The sequence below is a fragment of the Nonomuraea sp. NPDC049378 genome, from assembly GCF_055586745.1.
In genome coordinates this window covers 546,456-562,381 of the sequence record NZ_JBVJHP010000002.1, presented here as the reverse complement: position 1 = coordinate 562,381, position 15,926 = coordinate 546,456, and the positions used below count along the sequence as shown (strand labels likewise).

At 71.0% G+C, this 15,926-nt stretch carries 16 protein-coding genes and 1 pseudogene; 11 read left to right on the top strand and 6 right to left on the bottom strand.

Annotated features, from left to right (window positions below):
- Nucleotides 1-3: 3 nt before the first annotated feature.
- Nucleotides 4-516 carry a HEAT repeat domain-containing protein gene (locus ACZ6SA_RS07630; RefSeq protein ID WP_347650894.1) on the bottom strand — a complete coding sequence of 171 codons (513 nt, stop codon included), beginning with the start codon at nt 514-516 and terminating at the stop codon, nt 4-6.
- A gap of 82 nt (nt 517-598) precedes the next feature.
- On the opposite strand from ACZ6SA_RS07630, the gene ACZ6SA_RS07625 reads away from it, so the two are divergent.
- Complete coding sequence (locus ACZ6SA_RS07625; protein WP_347650895.1) at nt 599-1,792, top strand: MarP family serine protease; 1,194 nt, start codon at nt 599-601, stop codon at nt 1,790-1,792.
- Nucleotides 1,793-1,795: 3 nt separating this feature from the next.
- On the opposite strand, the gene ACZ6SA_RS07620 is transcribed toward ACZ6SA_RS07625, so the two are convergent.
- The 4 genes from ACZ6SA_RS07620 to acs all read right to left on the bottom strand — a co-directional run bounded on the left by ACZ6SA_RS07620 (nt 1,796) and on the right by acs (nt 5,736).
- Nucleotides 1,796-2,239 carry a DUF309 domain-containing protein gene (locus ACZ6SA_RS07620; RefSeq protein WP_347650896.1) on the bottom strand — a complete coding sequence of 148 codons (444 nt, stop codon included), beginning with the start codon at nt 2,237-2,239 and terminating at the stop codon, nt 1,796-1,798.
- A complete protein-coding gene (locus tag ACZ6SA_RS07615) occupies nt 2,236-3,156 on the bottom strand; it encodes an alpha/beta fold hydrolase (RefSeq protein WP_465827077.1) in 921 nt (306 codons plus the stop codon). Before ACZ6SA_RS07615 ends, ACZ6SA_RS07620 begins: the two co-directional genes overlap by 4 nt.
- The gene (locus ACZ6SA_RS07610; protein WP_347650898.1) at nt 3,146-3,586 is read right to left on the bottom strand and encodes a phage holin family protein; all 441 of its coding nucleotides are present in this window, start codon (nt 3,584-3,586) and stop codon (nt 3,146-3,148) included. The genes ACZ6SA_RS07615 and ACZ6SA_RS07610 overlap by 11 nt, the downstream gene beginning before the upstream one ends.
- A gap of 176 nt (nt 3,587-3,762) precedes the next feature.
- A complete protein-coding gene (gene acs / locus ACZ6SA_RS07605) occupies nt 3,763-5,736 on the bottom strand; it encodes an acetate--CoA ligase (RefSeq protein WP_465827076.1) in 1,974 nt (657 codons plus the stop codon).
- Between the two features lie 356 nt (nt 5,737-6,092).
- Between acs and ACZ6SA_RS07600 the strand changes: the two genes are divergently transcribed.
- The 6 genes from ACZ6SA_RS07600 (at nt 6,093) to ACZ6SA_RS07575 (ending at nt 11,936) form a co-directional block, all read left to right on the top strand.
- Nucleotides 6,093-6,872 (top strand): Fic family protein, encoded by a 780-nt coding sequence (locus ACZ6SA_RS07600; protein ID WP_465827074.1) that lies wholly within the window; start codon nt 6,093-6,095, stop codon nt 6,870-6,872.
- Between the two features lie 725 nt (nt 6,873-7,597).
- Complete coding sequence (gene ssd, locus ACZ6SA_RS07595) at nt 7,598-8,638, top strand: septum site-determining protein Ssd (protein ID WP_465827073.1); 1,041 nt, start codon at nt 7,598-7,600, stop codon at nt 8,636-8,638.
- A complete protein-coding gene (locus tag ACZ6SA_RS07590; protein ID WP_443156816.1) occupies nt 8,635-9,795 on the top strand; it encodes a TadA family conjugal transfer-associated ATPase in 1,161 nt (386 codons plus the stop codon). The genes ssd and ACZ6SA_RS07590 overlap by 4 nt, the downstream gene beginning before the upstream one ends.
- A complete protein-coding gene (locus ACZ6SA_RS07585; RefSeq protein ID WP_465827071.1) occupies nt 9,792-10,502 on the top strand; it encodes a type II secretion system F family protein in 711 nt (236 codons plus the stop codon). Before ACZ6SA_RS07590 ends, ACZ6SA_RS07585 begins: the two co-directional genes overlap by 4 nt.
- Before the next feature lie 144 nt (nt 10,503-10,646).
- Entirely contained in the window at nt 10,647-11,420 is a 774-nt protein-coding gene (locus ACZ6SA_RS07580; protein ID WP_465827070.1) for a type II secretion system F family protein, read from the top strand.
- A 294-nt stretch (nt 11,421-11,714) separates the two neighbouring features.
- Nucleotides 11,715-11,936 carry a hypothetical protein gene (locus ACZ6SA_RS07575; RefSeq protein ID WP_347650905.1) on the top strand — a complete coding sequence of 74 codons (222 nt, stop codon included), beginning with the start codon at nt 11,715-11,717 and terminating at the stop codon, nt 11,934-11,936.
- Nucleotides 11,937-11,946: 10 nt separating this feature from the next.
- On the opposite strand, the pseudogene ACZ6SA_RS07570 reads toward ACZ6SA_RS07575, so the two are convergent.
- Nucleotides 11,947-12,075, bottom strand: a pseudogene (locus ACZ6SA_RS07570) (hypothetical protein); the annotation flags it as partial.
- Nucleotides 12,076-12,347: 272 nt separating this feature from the next.
- Here ACZ6SA_RS07570 and ACZ6SA_RS07565 point away from each other — a divergent pair.
- The 4 genes from ACZ6SA_RS07565 to ACZ6SA_RS07550 all read left to right on the top strand — a co-directional run bounded on the left by ACZ6SA_RS07565 (nt 12,348) and on the right by ACZ6SA_RS07550 (nt 15,916).
- Nucleotides 12,348-12,980: a DUF4244 domain-containing protein gene (locus ACZ6SA_RS07565; protein WP_465827068.1), complete on the top strand. Its 633-nt coding sequence runs from the start codon at nt 12,348-12,350 to the stop codon at nt 12,978-12,980.
- A 23-nt stretch (nt 12,981-13,003) separates the two neighbouring features.
- Nucleotides 13,004-13,372 carry a TadE family type IV pilus minor pilin gene (locus ACZ6SA_RS07560; RefSeq protein ID WP_465827067.1) on the top strand — a complete coding sequence of 123 codons (369 nt, stop codon included), beginning with the start codon at nt 13,004-13,006 and terminating at the stop codon, nt 13,370-13,372.
- 10 nt (nt 13,373-13,382) lie between these two features.
- Nucleotides 13,383-13,784 (top strand): Rv3654c family TadE-like protein, encoded by a 402-nt coding sequence (locus tag ACZ6SA_RS07555; protein ID WP_465827065.1) that lies wholly within the window; start codon nt 13,383-13,385, stop codon nt 13,782-13,784.
- 416 nt (nt 13,785-14,200) lie between these two features.
- On the top strand, nt 14,201-15,916 hold the full coding sequence (locus tag ACZ6SA_RS07550) for a hypothetical protein (RefSeq protein WP_465827064.1): 1,716 nt from the start codon (nt 14,201-14,203) through the stop codon (nt 15,914-15,916).
- The last annotated feature ends 10 nt before the right edge of the window (nt 15,917-15,926 follow it).

Below are 15,926 nucleotides of genomic sequence, written 5' to 3'. Positions count from 1 at the left end.
TCCTCAGGGAGCCGTGCGCAGGGCCACGCCGAGCGAGGCCCAGCCGGCCACGTCGGCGTCGCTGTCGGCGGCCAGCGCGCGCAGCGTCTCCAGCCCCGCGCGGTCGGGCGGTTCGCCGAGCACGTGCTGCAGCGCGTACGCGGCCCCGTACCTCACTCTGGCGTCGCCGTGGCCGGCCAGGTCGATCACGGACGGCAGCGAGCGCGGGTCGGCCAGGTGGCCGAACGCGATCAGCACCGAATAGAGCACCATGGCGTCGTCCTCGCTGGCGGCCAGGTAGCGCAGCACCGGCAGCGTCCGGTCCACGAACGGCTGCAACATGCCCATGATGTCCACACCCAGCAGCCGCTCGGCGACCGTGTCTCCGGCGCACAACCGGCGTGCCTCGACGAACGACTCGAGATCGCTCCGCTGGCGCAGGATGGAGATAACATGCCAGCGCAGCGGGCCGTCCGGATCGGTGTCGTGCAGAGCTGCCTCGATGAGATCGCGCACTGTTACCTCGGCCGGCGGCATAGCGCCCAAGATAGTCAGCAGGGTGACACCGTCCTGGCGGAACACGTTCACACTTGACCGTCTCGCTGGCTACCTTTGAAGCGTGCGCGGTGATCTGCTTGACCTCATACTGATCGGCCTCGTGATCGCCTTCGGCATCTCGGGATACCGGCAGGGGTTCATCATCGGAGCGATGAGCTTCGTGGGGTTCGTGGGCGGGGCCGTGCTGGGCGTCTTCATCGCGCCTCCCGTCTCCAAGGCCGTCGTCGACGGTGACACGCCGCAGGCGCTGCTCGCCATCGTGATCGTCTTCCTGGCCGCCACCGTCGGCCAGTTCGCCTCCTCGACGCTCGGCGCCGTCGTGCGCAGCCACGTCACGTGGGAGCCCGCCAGGGTGGCCGACGCCGTCGGAGGCACGTTCGCCAGCGCCCTGTCCGTGCTGGTCATCGCCTGGCTGATCGGGTCGCTGATCGTCTCCACGGCGTTCACCCCGCTGGTCGACCAGGTGAAGAACTCCGCGCTGCTGACCACCGTCGACGACGCGATCCCGCAGGCCGCGCGTAACTGGCAGGCGCCGTTCAAGAAGTTCATCGACCGCTCGGAGTTCCCGCCCGTCTTCGACGCCATCGGCGCCGGCACGATCATCGACGTGCCGCCGCCCGACCAGAGCGTGCTGAAGGGCGGCAAAGGCCTCGAAAGGGCACGCAGGTCGATCGTCAAGGTGCAGGGCAACGCGCAGAGCTGCAACAAGCACATCGAGGGCACCGGCTTCGTCTACGCGCCCGGCCGGATCATGACCAACGCCCACGTGGTCGCCGGCGTGACCCGCGACCTGCAGATCGTCGACTCGACCAACACGCGCCACAAGGCCACGGTGGTGCGCTACAACCCGCGGCGCGACATCGCCATCCTCTACGTCCCCGGGCTCAACCTGCCGCAGCTCGCCTTCGACGGCGACGGCGGGCGCGGCGACGACGCGATCGTGGCCGGCTTCCCCAAGGGCCAGGGCTTCACCGCCGTGTCGGCCAGGATCGGCGGCCAGCTCGACGCCGAGGGCCCCGACATCTACCGCGAGGACACGGTCACGCGCAAGGTCTACGCGATCCGCGGCCAGGTGCTGCCGGGCAACTCCGGCGGGCCGCTGCTCACGCCCGAGGGGCGCGTCTACGGCGTGATCTTCGCCGCCGCGATCAACGAAGAGGAGACGGGCTACGTCCTGACGGCCGAAGAGGTCGCCCCCGACGCCGCCAGAGGCCGCAACGACACCACTCCGGACAGCACACAGGAGTGCGACTGACCCTCAGCCCGGCAGCTTGGCCAGGATCAGGGCGATGGCCTCGCCGGGGTCGCTGTCCTGGCTCAGGCCGGAGGCGGCCTTGCCGACCGCGTCGTACGCGCCGCCGTACGACTGCGCCTTGGCGGCGCCGCGGCTGAGCAGGGTCAGCGCGCCGCGCCCGTTGCCGCGCTGCAGATGCGTGAGCCCGACGCAGATCTGCGCGAGCCCCTGCCACAGCTCGCGCTCGTCCTCCGGCGCGCACTTCCAGCGGCCCTCGAACACCTCGTGGGCGTTGAACGGCAGGCCGTCGCGCAGGAAACGGCGGCCGTCCGCCAGCGCCTGCTCGGTGGTGGGCGCGTAGTCGTCGGGCACCCTGGGCATGCCGGGCGAGCCATGGGGAAGCGGCCTGCCGTACGCGTCGCGCGGCCTGGCGCTGCGCGGCCGGCCCTCGGGGTCACGGTCTCTCATCGGTCGGGCTCCGGGTCGGCCAGCCAGCCGAGCAGCTCCTGGTTGAACACGTCGGGAATCTCCTCGTGGGGGAAGTGCCCCGCACCTTCGAGCAGCCGCCACCGGTAGGGGGCCGCCACGTGACGGCTCGAACCCTGCGCCGTACGCGGGAGCACCCGCGGGTCGAGCGCCCCGTGCACCTGCAGCGTGGGCGCCTGGATCTCGGTGCGCATGACCCTGGCGTAGCGCCGGCCGTCAGGGCGGAGCTGGGAGCGGCCGAACCAGCGGTGGTATTCCAGCGCGCAGTGCGCCACGGTGGGGATGCGGAACGCCTCCCGGTAGGTGCGCGCTGCCTCGGGCTCCGGCCAGCCGGGGCGCGACCACTCGTCGAGGTAGCGGCCGACGCGCCTCCCGTCGCGGCGGGTGAGCAGGTGCTCCGGCAGCAGCGGCAGCTGGAAGCCGAGGGCCTGGATGCTCGCCTTGAGCTGGCCGAACGGGTCGGTCGCCAGTGCGCCGCGCAGCCGCAGCGGATGCGGGGCCGCCACGGTGACGAGCCGGCGTACGCACTTCGGCTCCAGCACGGCCATCGTCCAGGCCAGCAACCCGCCCCAGTCGTGCCCCACCACGATCGCCCCGGACTCGCCGAGCGCCCGGATCAGCCCCGTCGCGTCGGCCGCCAGCGTCGGCAGGTCGTAGCCGCGCGGCGGTTTGTCGCTGCCGCCGTAGCCGCGCAGGTCGACCGCGACCGCCCGATAGCCGGCGGCGGGCAGCGCTTCGAGCTGGTGGCGCCACGTCCACCAGAACTGCGGGAACCCGTGCAGCAGCATCACCAGAGGCCCGTGCCCCGCCTCCACGACGTGGAACCGGGTGCCGCCCGCGTGCACCGAGCGGTGCGTCCATGGCCCCTCGATCTGGACGACCGACTCGTCAGGCGCCATCACGCGCCACCGGCTCGCGATCAGGCCTGAGCTCGGGCAGCGCCTGGTCCTCCGGGGTGGCGATCTCCCTCAGGCCCTTGATCGACCTGGTGGTGCGCTTCATCCCGGCCAGGCCCTTGAGCCGGCGGATCCCGATGAACACCAGCAGACCCGCGACCAGCAGGTAGAACACGGTCACGATGAGGAAGGCCGCCCACTGAGGCATCCACTGCGCCAGCACGTAGGCGATCGTGAACGAGGCGAGGATCAGGCACAGATGAGCCATGAAGGCGGCGGCGGCGAACATGCCACCCGCCATGCCGACCCGCTTGGCGTCGAACCTGAACTCGGCCTTGGCCAGCTTGATCTCTGAACGGACGAGTTCGGAGATGTGATCGCTCGCCCGGGCGATCAGCGAGCCCAGGGATTCTTCCTCGGGAGTCTGCGGCATGAACGTCTCCTATCGAGGCCTGGTGGCCGTGTCAAACATCATCCAGCGACGCGCTGGGGGCGAGCCTCGCCATCACTCCCAGAACTACCCGATCAGCCAAGATAACGCTTGTGCCGCTTGGGCGTACGCAGAGGGCGCATGCTTCCGTCACGGAAACATGCGCCCCTGCTTCTACCTCAGTCCTCGGACTTCGCGGACGGGAGCTTCTCCGAGATCAGGTCCATCACCGTGCTGTCGGCCAGCGTGGTGACGTCGCCGATGCTGCGGTTCTCGGCGACGTCGCGCAGGAGGCGGCGCATGATCTTGCCGGACCGCGTCTTGGGCAGCTCGGGGACGACCAGGATCTGGCGCGGCTTGGCGATCGGGCCGAGCGTCTTGGCCACGTGGTTGCGCAGCTCGGCGGCGATGTCGTCGTTCTCCTCCGCGGCGCCGCGCAGGATCACGAACGACACGATGGCCTGGCCGGTCACCGGGTCGGTCGCGCCGACCACGGCCGCCTCGGCCACCTTCGGGTGGCTGACCAGGGCGCTCTCCACCTCGGTGGTGGAGATGTTGTGGCCGGAGACCAGCATGACGTCGTCCACGCGGCCGAGCAGCCACAGGTCGCCGTCCGCGTCCTTCTTGGCGCCGTCGCCGGGGAAGTACATTCCCTCGAACCGGCTCCAGTAGGTGTCGATGTAGCGCTGGTCGTCGCCCCAGATGGTCCGCAGCATCGCCGGCCACGGCTCGCGCACCACCAGGAAGCCGCCGCCCCCGTTGGGGACGCTGGTGCCCTGGTCGTCGACCACGTCGGCGACCACGCCCGGCAGCGGGCGCATCGCGGCGCCCGGCTTGGCCGAGGTCACGCCCGGCAGCGGGCTGATCATGATGGCGCCGGTCTCCGTCTGCCACCAGGTGTCCACGACGGGGCAGCGGTCGCGGCCGATGTTCTCGCGGTACCAGACGTACGCCTCGGGGTTGATCGGCTCGCCGACGGAGCCCAGGACGCGCAGGCTGGACATGTCGTACTTGGCGGGGATGTCGTCGCCCCACTTCATGAACGTCCGGATCGCCGTGGGCGCCGTGTAGAGGATCGTGATCTTGTACTTCTGCACGATCTCCCAGAGCCGGCCGCGGTGCGGGGTGTCGGGGGTGCCCTCGTAGATGACGCTGGTCGCGCCGTTGGCGAGGGGGCCGTACACGATGTAGGAGTGGCCGGTCACCCAGCCGATGTCGGCCGTGCACCAGTAGATGTCGGTCTCGGGCTTGAGGTCGAAGACCGCGTGGTGCGTCCAGGCGGTCTGCGCGAGATAGCCGCCCGAGGTGTGCAGGATGCCCTTGGGCCTGCCCGTGGTGCCGCTGGTGTAGAGGATGTACAGCGGGTCCTCGGCGCCGTGGGGCTCGGCGGTGTGCTGGTCGCTCTGGCGGTCGACCACGTCGTGCCACCACAGGTCCTTGTCGGATACGGCGACGTCCTGGCCCGTGCGGCGTACGACGAGGACGTTCTCGACCTGCGGGCACTCGGCGACGGCCTCGTCCACGATCGGCTTGAGCGCGCTCGGCTTGCCGCGGCGGTAGCCGCCGTCGGCGGTGATCACGAGCTTGGCGTCCGCGTCGTCGATGCGGCTCTTGAGCGCGCTGGCCGAGAATCCGCCGAACACGACCGAGTGCACGGCCCCGATGCGGGCGCAGGCCAGCATCGCGATCGGCAGCTCGGGGATCATCGGCATGTAGACGGCCACCCGGTCGCCCCTGCTCACTCCGAGCTCGCGGAGGGCGTTGGCGGCCTTGCTGACCTCGGCCTTCAGATCGTTGTAGGTGAGTGTGCGGGTGTCGCCCTCGGGCTCACCCTCCCAGTGGTAGGCGACCCTGTCGCCGCGCCCCTCTTCGACGTGCCGGTCGACGCAGTTGTAGGCCACATTGAGCTCGCCGCCGACGAACCACTTGGCGAACGGCGCGTTCCACTCGAGTGTCTTGTCCCACCTCTTGGCCCAGGTCAGCCGCTCGGCTGTGCCCTCCCAGAAGGCGAGGCGGTCGGCGGCGGCCTCGTCATATGCGGCGGCGGTCACGTTCGCGGCCGCCGCCAGGTCGGCCGGAGGTGCGAACCGGCGGTTCTCCTGCAGCAGGTTGGACAGCGCCTGGGTTTCGTTACCAGGGGTCTCCGGGGCCACCTCGTGCTCCTTCTATGGCCAGATTGGATAGGTCGTGTCCCACTTCACCAGCTCACGACCTCCGTACACAAGAGGTCTAGACAGGTCTGTACCGTCCGGTTCCATGGGCGTTCGCACTTACCCACTTGCATGACAAACGCAATTGAAACGTTGTCATCCTGAAATCCGAAGAATACGCTCCGGAGCGATTGCTCAGGTGCGGTGGGGGGTGGTTCGGGGGTTTATGGGTCCCCTGGAGTCGTGCTGCTGCCGGGGCTTTCTCTCCTTGCGGTCGTCGTGCCGTCCGGTCGCGAGCACGCTCGGTCACCGTGCCGCGGTGGCGGGGCGCGCATTACCCGCAGGTAGGGTCGGGTTCCGTGAGTGACCCCCTGACCGTCATCGCGCGGTTCCCCGGCGTTTCCGAGGCGATCGACGAGGCCCGCAAGGCCGTCGACCGGCTCTATCGTCACCGCGTACTGCGCCGGACGAGCCCCGCCGTGTCCGCGGAGTCGTCGCTGCGCGGGGCGCGCGCGTCGGCCGCGCTCGAAGGCGTGGACGTGTCCCTCGACGCCCTGCGCCGTGACGAGGTGCGCGACCCGCTCGTCCAGGGGGCGCTGCGCGCGTCCGCGGAGCTGGGCCGCATGGGCCCGACCTGGCGGAAGGCGCCCCGGCAGGTGCTGGCACGGCTGCACACCGTGGCGGCCGCCGGCCTCGCGCCGGAGGCCGCTCTCGGCCGGCCGCGCACCTTCGACACGGTCCCCGACCCCCTGGGTCTGGGCGCGGCGCCGGACGCCGGCGAGACGGCGACCCGCATGGAGGCCCTGCTCGGCCTGCTCGAACGGCCCACGAGCGCGCCCGCGATCGTGCTGGCCGCCGTGATCCACGCGGAGCTCGCCGTGCTGCGGCCCTTCGGCACGGCCGACGGGGTGGTGGCACGTGCGGCCGAACGGCTGACGCTGGTCGAATTCGGGCTCGACCCCAAGTCTTTGGTGGCCGTCGAGGTGGGGCGGCTGGAGCTGCCGTACGCGGAAGGGCTGCGGGCGTACCTGAGCGGCACGCCGGAGGGTGTGAGCCGGTGGGTACAACAATGTGCCGCCGCGGTAACCCTCGGAGCGCGCGAGACCACGGCCATCTGCGAGGCCATGCAGAGAGGCTGACGGGTTCGCGCGGAGACGCTGGGGAGAAGCTTTGGGGCGAATCCGACATAGCTGACGGCGTCTCGGTCAAGAGACGCCGCCGCCGGTGCATCACACCGGGTTACCAAGCGTGCACCTGTATCCGTCGGAGCGGGTCAAGCCCGTCACGACGCGCCTCCCGCGGCTGGTCGCGCGTGGGTACCCGGCTGATGCACCCGGACAAGTGGTCCGTAACCCCTTTCTACGACGGATGTGCCCTGATGGGAACCCCTCGGACCAAGACCTTTACGCGGCGATGGGCGCGTCGCGGGAGTCCTGCGCCGATCCGGTTACCGAGTCGTGATGATCACGGAGCGTGATTGTCTTTATGTGATCGTTATGTCGCAGCGAAAAAACTTGGCGAAAATGCAGGATTGCTCCTCGACGAAACTCGAGTCGATCGGGCAGCATACGGTGGTATCACCAGAAACTGGGGAGACCGTGCGTGCCATGCGTTTGCGAGTGCCTTGCCAGGTGCTGGTGAAGTGATGAAAGCTTTCTTCTGAAACGGGACCGGCTCTACCCCCCCGGAGCCGGACCGATCAGGCGACCCCCGCTCTCCCCCCCGGCGGGGGTCGCCCTTTTTCCCACCTCCGTCCACAGGCTCAGGGGCCTGTGACGCCTCTATCCACAGAATCGCGTTCGCCCGGCCGGCGCCCGCGCCGCCTCCAGCAAGGTGAGCCTCCCACCCACGCAGGAGGCCCCCGATGCACCGTCCCCTGGTCATCACCGAAGACCACGCCCTGCTCGACGACCTGGTCCGCATCGCGGCCGCGGCCGGCGCCCAGCTCGACGTGGCCCACGTCCCCGCCCACGCCCGCCCCTACTGGAACCTCGCGCCGCTGATCGCGGTGGGCGCCGACCAGGCCGACGCGGCGGCCGCGGCCTCACTCCCGGCCCGAGACCAGATCCTGCTCGTGACGCGAGACCCGGACGACTCCGACACCTGGCGAAAATGCGTCGCCGTGGGCGCCCAGTCCGTCGTGGCCCTCCCGAACGACGAGCGCCATCTGGTGGAGCGGCTGGCCGACGCCATGGAGCCCGACCCCCGTTCCGGGGCGTTGATCTGCGTGATCGGCGGGCGCGGCGGAGCGGGCGCGAGCGTGCTTTCTGCCTGCCTGGCCCTGCGCGCCTCGGGCGACCACCTCCGCACGCTGCTGGTCGACGCCGATCCGCTCGGCGGCGGCATCGACGCGCTGCTCGGCCACGAGGAGGCGCCGGGCGCACGCTGGGGAGACCTCGTGGCCAGGGAAGGCCGCATCAGCTCCAGCGCGCTGCAGGCCGCGCTGCCGTCGTTCGGCGACCTGGCGGTCCTCTCCTTTCACAGAGGCGAGGTGGCGGCGATCCCGGCCCAGGCCATGCGCTCGGTCCTGGAGGCGGGCAGGCGCGGCTTCGACCTGATCGTCGCCGACCTTCCCCGCCACCTCGACCCTGCCGCGATCGAGGCCCTCACCAGGGCGAAGACCACACTGCTCGTGGCCACGGCCGACGTGCGCGGCGTCCTCTCCGCGGCCCAGGTGCTGGGCGAGGCCCGCAAGCACACCTCGGATCTGCGAGCCGTCCTGCGCCCGGGAGTTCTGGACGACGACATGGCCACCGGATCCCTCGGCATCCCCGCCGCCGGCAGCCTGTCTGACCAGCCGCGCCTCACCGCCACACTCAACCGGGGCGAGCTGCCCGGGCTGGGGCCCCGCACCGTGCTCGGCGCCCTGTGCTCCTCGCTGCTGCGCGACCTCCTCCCGGCATGACGCCCCTGGTCTCGCCCGAGCTGGTGGAGGCGGTTCGCGTACGCCTGGCCCGCACGGGGGCCGAGCCCAGCGCCGCCCAGGTGGCGGTTGCGCTCAGAGCGGAGAAGGCCGTCTACGGCGACGCTGAGATCCTCGCCGTGGCCAGAGCCCTCTGCGCCGACCTGATGGGCGCGGGCCCGCTGGAGCCGCTCCTGGCCCGATCCGAGGTGACCGACGTCCTGGTCAACGGCCCGCGTGAGGTGTGGATCGACGAGGGCGGCGGCCTGCGACGCACGTCGGTCACCTTCTCCGACGACGGCGCCGTACGCAGGCTGGCCCAGCGCCTGGCGGCCGCCGCCGGGAGACGCCTCGACGACGCCTGCCCCCACGTCGACGCCCGGCTCGCGGGCGGCGTGCGCCTCCACGCGGTGCTCCCGCCCGTGGCGTCCGGCGGCACCTGCATCTCGCTACGCCTGCCACCCCGGCGCACGTTCACCCTGTCCGACCTCGTCGCAGCCGGCACCATCACCCCACCCGCGATCCCCGTGCTGTCCGCCATGGTGACCGCCAGGCTCGCCTTCCTCGTGACCGGCGGCACGGGCACCGGCAAGACCACGCTCCTGTCGGCCCTGCTCTCCCTGGCCGACCCCGGCGAGCGCCTCCTGCTGGTGGAGGACTCCGCCGAGCTGCGCCCGGTCCACCCGCACGTGGTTCGCCTGGAAACCCGCCCGGCCAACCTGGAGGGCGCGGGCGGTGTGGGCCTGCGCGATCTCGTACGCCAGGCGCTGCGGATGCGTCCTGACCGCCTGGTCGTCGGTGAAGTGCGCGGATCGGAGGTGGTGGATCTGCTGGCGGCGTTGAACACCGGGCACGAGGGCGGCTGCGGCACGCTGCACGCCAACACCGCGGCCGACGTACCTCCGCGGCTTGAGGCGCTGGGCTGTGCGGCGGGCCTGAGCAGGGACGCCGTGCACAGCCAGCTGGCGGCCGCGCTCGACGCGGTCGTCCACCTGACCCGCGACCGCCCCGACGGACGCCGGCGCATCGCCGAGATCTGCCTGCTCACCAGGACCCCGACCGGCCTCGTCGAGTCGATCCCCGCCCTGACCTTCGACGCCGAAGGCCACACCGACGTCGGCCCCGGCCACGACGCCCTGGCCCGGAGGGTTCTGACATGAGCAGCGCGCTGATCGTCGCCGCCGTGTGCACGGCGTGCGCCGTGTGGATGTGGACCGGCCCGGACCTCGCCACGACCCGACTGAGCAGGCTGACCGGAGGCCCGGCCGGGCCTCGGTGGCGCTCGCTCGGCCGGCTGCTGACCCGCACTCACCCGGCCCGGCGCGCCGACGCCTGGCGCAGCGCGTCCATCGAGCTGTGCCAGGCGCTGTCGGCAGAGCTGTCCGCAGGCCGCACCCCCGGAGAGGCCCTGACCAGGGCCCTGGCATCGGTCGACTTCCCCGACCCGGAGACCCTGCGCCCGGTCGCGGCCGCGGCGCGAGACGGTGGCGACGTCCCCGCGGCACTGATCGCCGCGGCCCCGCCGCAAGGAGGCGAGGGCCTGCGCCGGCTTGCCGCCTGCTGGGAGGTCGGCGTCACGGTGGGCGCCGGCCTGTCCGCCCTGGTCGACCGGGCGGCGAGCACGTTACGCGCGGCGCGGGCCCATCGCCAGGACGTCGCCGCGCAACTGGCCGGGCCTCGCACGACGGCGAAGATGCTGGCCGCGCTCCCGGCCCTGGGTCTCCTCATGGCGGCGGCCCTCGGCATGGGCCCTCTCACCTTCCTGCTCGGCAGCCTGCCGGGCCTGATGTGCCTGGTGGCGGGGGTAGCACTCGACGCCTGCGGCCTGTGGTGGACCAACCGCATGGCCGCTCGAGCGCAGAGCTGAGCCCGGTGTCCTCACGAGCATCCCCGGGCTGGGCCCCGCTGTGCTCTCGGGTCGCCCGTGCTGGGTCCGGGTGTGCTCGTGGGCAGACCTCGGGCTGAGTCCTGACGTCATCCTCGCCCGTACACGACCGAACGGATCTCACCGATGTTTCCGCTGCTGTCCGCCCTGTCCGCCGGCCTGGCCGCGTGGTTGTGGCTCTCCCCGATGACCCCGGCCGGGCGCCTGGCCCGGCTACGCCCTCCCGGTGAACTTCCCGGCAGCCAGGCCGAAGACGCGCCGGCCTGGCTCGACCCCTCCCACGATCCCCCGAAACGGATGACCCGCAAGACCGCCGTCACCGCCACCTGCGCGGGGCTGATGGCCACCCTCCTGCTCGGACTCGGAGCGACCGGAATCATCGCCGGCCTGCTGACCAGCGCCGCGGTCGCGGTCTTCCTGCACAGGCAGGAGCCGCAGCAGGCGCGGCAGGACCGCGAGCGAATGGCCGCCGACCTGCCTTTCGCCGCCGACCTGATGACCGCGTGCCTGCTCGCCGGCCGCCCGGTGAGCGCGGCCACCGAGATCGCAGGCCGTACGATCGGCGGCCCTCTCGGCCGGCGGCTGGGCTGGGTGAGCAGCCGGCTGCGCCTGGGCGCCGACCCGGAAAGCACGTGGGCTGCCCTCGCCGGGGATCCCGCGATGGGCGGGCTCTGCCGGGCGATGGGCCGGGCGGCTCAAAGCGGTGCGCCGGTGGCCGATGTCCTGACCCGCCTGGCCGACGACGCCCGAGAGGCCGCCAGAGCCGGATCCGTCGCCTCGGCCAGGCAGGTCGGCGTCAAGGCCGTGGCGCCGCTGGGTCTCTGCTTCCTGCCGGCGTTCGTCCTGCTCGGGATCGTCCCGGTGATAGCCGGGCTCGCTTCGACGATCATCCTTCCTTGACGTGACTCTCCCGGCATATGCGAGCCCCCGCCACGTTCGCCATGCCCGCGCGAGCCTGCCGTTCACCTCGGATGGCTGGTGAGACAGACTCACCAGGTCCACGCGATGACACCCGCCCGTCTTCATGAACCCACCAGGAGCTCGTGGTGTGACTGGCGGTGTGACTCGCCCAGCGAGCGCGTGCCGTGTCACACCGCCCCGTACGGGCTCCGACGTTCATGTGTGGGTTGTCCGGGTTCCCGACCAGAGGCGGTTGGTGTTCACGCTGGCTGGACGAGCCGATAGCGCAGTGCGGTGACTTCCGTCGTCGCCGAGGCCGGCCGCCCGAAGGCGAGCCTCGACGTCGACGCCTTCCAGCGCGCTGATCATGGCGTCTCGGGCGGTGGTGCGCTTCCTGACCATGATGTTCCGTTCTCCTCCGTCTGGTCGTCCATCCCCAAGGCGGCGAACAACGAGGGCAACCGGGCCGTGCTGAGCTCTCGGGGTTGTCCGAACGAACGATCGCGCCTGGCCTGATCACGCCGCCAAGGGCCACCGGGATGCCGCCAAGATCGCGGACGTTGGAGCATCCTTCCCAGTCAAGGTGCCGCTGGGTGGTCCTCCGTTCGGCGCCGGAAACTGTCACGTGTCGAGCTGTGTGCCTGGAATCGCTCATCGGATACATCCGAGGAAACCCCCGCCTTCAGTTCAGGCGGGGGGGAGGAATCGGACCCTGCGGAGCAGGACAGGGGCACGGGCGTCGTTCTTCAACGCGGTCGGGCACCTCCCACCTACGGGACCCTCGTCAGGACCGGTTATCCACAGGTCCACCTCTATGAAGTGGCCCTTGTCCACAGAACCCCGCTCGGTCCACTGGCCGCAGAGCCCTTCGGCGACCCTTGGACTCCCGCCGGACAAGACCCCGGCTCTGACTCACCTGGAGGCCCGATGCATGGTTCCACCCTCACGCCGGCAGCGACCGCACCACGCCCCCACACCCCGCCGGGAGCCCACTCGGCCCGCAGCACCCCCGCCACCGGCCACACCCCTTCTACCGGCCGCACAGCCGGCACCGCGACGACCGCCCCGCCAATGTCGACCTCCTTCCCACCCGCCAACCCGTCGAGCTCTGCCTCTGCCGTGTCGGGCCGCTCCCACGCCACCTTTGGCGACTCGTCGCCCTCTGCCCGTGCGCTGCCGGGGGACCTGCCAGTGTCCGCGTTCTCGGGCACTGCGCGCGGCGACGCACCGGCGCCCGTCAGTCCTGACCCGAGCACCTCGCCGACGCTCGTCCGTGCCCCCTCGGACCCCCAGCCGAGGCCCGCCGACACCGCACCAGGCAACTCGCCGGCTCCCTCCGTCAGGGAAGCCGCCGGAGCGCGCCCGCGGTGGCGATCCAACAGATGGCTTCACCACGCGCTGGCCAACCGCGAACGAGGAATGTCCACGGCCGAATACGCGGTGGGCACCATCGCGGCCTGCGCCTTCGCCGCGCTCCTGTTCAAGGTCGTGAGCAGTTCAGAAGTGCAGGAGATGCTGACCTCCCTCATCGACCGGGCACTCAAGACGACCGGCAAATGATCCGCCGCTCCGGGCGGAGCTCCGTGGGCGGGAGACGGTCGGCATCGCGGGGCTCGGTCACGGCCGAGACCGCCGCGATGCTGCCCGCGCTCATGGTCGTCCTGGCCGCCGCGCTGTGGGCCATCCAAGCCGTCGGCGCCCAGCTCGAATGTGTGGACGCTGCCCGCGCGGCCGCCCGGGCCGCCGCCAGAGGCGAACCACTGAGCCAGGTCCGCGATCGTGCCCGGTCGGCCACCCGTGCCGACGCGCGGATAGCCGTGTCCCGTGACATCGATCTGACCAAGGTGCAGATCACCGTCGAGGTGCGCCCGGCATGGGGCGGGTCGCTGCCCGCCGTCCAGGTGTCCGCCACGGCCACGGCCGACACCGAACCACACCTGTCAGTCCCCTGAGCATGCAGGCGTGAGACCGGCGATCGCCCGAGGAGGAAAGATCAAGCGCGACAAGGAACGCGGCTCCGCCACGCTGTGGGGTGTCGCCCTCATGGGTCTCCTGATGGCCGTCGCCACGGCGTTCGCCACGGTGGGCTCCGTACGCGTGGCCGGCCACCGCGTCAGCAGTGCCGCCGATCTCAGCGCGCTGGCGGCGGCTGAAATGGCGTTGGCCGACCCGGAGGGTGCCTGCCTGCGGGCCGCGACCCTCGCTGCCCGGAACGGCGTCAAACTCGCCCGCTGCGAGATCCGTGACGCGATCGCCGACGTCTGGACCTCGTTGTCGATCTCCCTGCCGATCGCCGGCACCCGCACCGTGACCGGCAGATCCCGTGCGGGCCCGGCGACGGTGACCACGGCCGACGATCACTAGACCGCCGGCGTCGCTGCCAGCCCATCGCACGCCTGTGACCCTCTGCTGGATTGCTGCGACCGAGGTGTTCTGACTCGGTGATGCGTCGTGGTTTTTGTTATTTGACACAAGAATGTGTGGACGGCAAATGGTTGGCGCCCCCAATGTGATGGATGGGGCTTGCGGGGCTATGTCGCAATCCAGTTACGACTCCTTAGACGCGGTGTCCAAGAGCTGGGTATTTACCGTAAGGTCCCGCTTACCCTCGGTTCATGCCATATGCGACAGAGAGCCTGTGACCGCTCTGACGAAGTCGCTAGGGTGCGGTCCGGGGGCGGTCGGTGACCGTATCGGCCGGGCGGACTGCACTTCCGGTCGTCGCGCGAACGCTCCGTGGGCGGTCGAGCGACGCGAGGCTCTCGATGGAGGGAAGCGTCGTGACGGTAGTCGGCAAAGTGGTGGCCGCAGGAGCGATCGTGGTGCTGTCAGTCGCGCTGGGCGGGTCCGCGCGGGCCGTCTCCGTGACCGGACGAGCCGACACGTCGAAGCAGGCCGACACGTCCGGGCAGATCACCTCGCCCGCCGACGGTCAGGTGGTCTCGGGCTCGTCCGTCACCGTTTCCGCCCGCACGGGAATGATCCAGCTCAACATGGGCCTGTACGTCGAAGGTCCGGCCACCCCCCGTCAGAAGGTCGCCGGAGGCGGCGCCAACCAGACGCTCTCCGGGACGTTCGACGCCGGGGACGCTCCCAACGGTCCCTTCACCGTGACTCTCAAGGGAGAGCTCACCGGAAGGGAGTACGCCATCAGCACGTTCAAGCTGCGACGGCCGGCCGAGACTCCGGGCAACGTGAACGTGGCGAGGCAGGGCGCCGACAAGGTTCTCGTCACCTGGACCAGGGGCTCCGAGCCTGATCTGCAGTCCTACGAGGTCTCCAACACGCTGACGGGCATCGTCGGGAGGCTGCCCGCCGATGGTGCGTGCGCGGGCACCTCGTGCAGAGCGGCGCTCGCGGTGCCCGCCAAGGCGGAAGGGCAGCGGGTGGGGTTCACCGTCAAGGCCTTCAGGGGCGACGGCGAAGGAGGCTCGATCGGGTCAGACCCGTCGGCCTCCGCTTACCTCGCTTTCTCCGCCAAACCCACAGCTAAGCCGAAAAAGACCCCCAAAAGGACGCCGAAGAGCCGAGACGGCAAGAACGTCGACGCGCTGCCGACCCTGCCCGCCAAGAGGCAGCCACTGCCGGCGGACGAGCCGACGACCCGTAACCCGACGACCTCCAAGCTGCCCGACATTCCCGACACCGACGCTGACGGCAACCTGCCCATCCCGACGGCCGACGACGAGTCGGGCGGGCTTGTCCCGTCCGGCGCCAGGGACGGCACGGACACCGCACCCGTGACGACCGGCGGCGTGAGGGCGCAGTCGAGCGAGTCCCCGCTGGGGAACATCGGACAGTACGGCTTCTACGTGGCGGCCGGCCTCCTGCTGTTGCTGCTCGGCGCGCACGCGGGCGCGTGGGCGCGGCGGCGGGCGCTCGCCGGTGATGGGGCCGGAGCCACGCCCGCGCAGGTGACCGCGGCCACGCGGGCCGGCCCCGCTTTCGCCGGAGGCGGTACGCAGGCCGCGGAGAGCGATGACCGCATCCAGCCTGCCGCGACGCCGCTCCGGCGGCGGCCCACGGTGATCCTGGCCGTGGCGAAGACGCGCATACCCGATCATTCCCGGACCGAGCAGCCCGCAGAGCACCAGCAGCCGGCGAAGCCGGAACGACCTCGGGACACGCCCGGAGAGCGGGCCGCCGCGTTCCCCCGATCCGATCCGGCGCGTAAGGAGATATCCGTCCAGATCGAGGTGGACGACGTTCGGGGAGTTCGCGACGCGGAAGGCAGCCGTCAAGCTCCCATGCGGATCGCCCTGCCCAGTTCGGCCGTGACGGACGTGCCCGAGGGCTCGGCCTCCATCACCCCGCCCGCCGTCCGTATCGAAGAACGCTGGGACGACTACCTTCCGCCGTCGCCCAAGGCCATGGAGGACAGCGGGTTCTGGGAACGCCCGCAGCCGGGATCTGCCGATTTCTGGGCGGCCGACGAAGGCGACGACGAGGACGAGCGCGCTTTCGCTGGTCGCAGGCACAGGGGCGGCGACAGTTGAGGCCGCCCGA

What these genes read in the sequence shown, in the direction of transcription:
- ACZ6SA_RS07630 (WP_347650894.1), bottom strand. Translation starts at nt 516, where the DNA reads ATGCCGCCGGCCGAGGTAACAGTGCGCGATCTCATCGAGGCAGCTCTG.
- ACZ6SA_RS07620 (WP_347650896.1), bottom strand. Translation starts at nt 2,239, where the DNA reads ATGAGAGACCGTGACCCCGAGGGCCGGCCGCGCAGCGCCAGGCCGCGC.
- ACZ6SA_RS07615 (WP_465827077.1), bottom strand. Translation starts at nt 3,156, where the DNA reads ATGGCGCCTGACGAGTCGGTCGTCCAGATCGAGGGGCCATGGACGCAC.
- ACZ6SA_RS07610 (WP_347650898.1), bottom strand. Translation starts at nt 3,586, where the DNA reads ATGCCGCAGACTCCCGAGGAAGAATCCCTGGGCTCGCTGATCGCCCGG.
- ssd (WP_465827073.1), top strand. Translation starts at nt 7,598, where the DNA reads ATGCACCGTCCCCTGGTCATCACCGAAGACCACGCCCTGCTCGACGAC.
- ACZ6SA_RS07590 (WP_443156816.1), top strand. Translation starts at nt 8,635, where the DNA reads ATGACGCCCCTGGTCTCGCCCGAGCTGGTGGAGGCGGTTCGCGTACGC.
- ACZ6SA_RS07585 (WP_465827071.1), top strand. Translation starts at nt 9,792, where the DNA reads ATGAGCAGCGCGCTGATCGTCGCCGCCGTGTGCACGGCGTGCGCCGTG.
- ACZ6SA_RS07580 (WP_465827070.1), top strand. Translation starts at nt 10,647, where the DNA reads ATGTTTCCGCTGCTGTCCGCCCTGTCCGCCGGCCTGGCCGCGTGGTTG.
- ACZ6SA_RS07565 (WP_465827068.1), top strand. Translation starts at nt 12,348, where the DNA reads ATGCATGGTTCCACCCTCACGCCGGCAGCGACCGCACCACGCCCCCAC.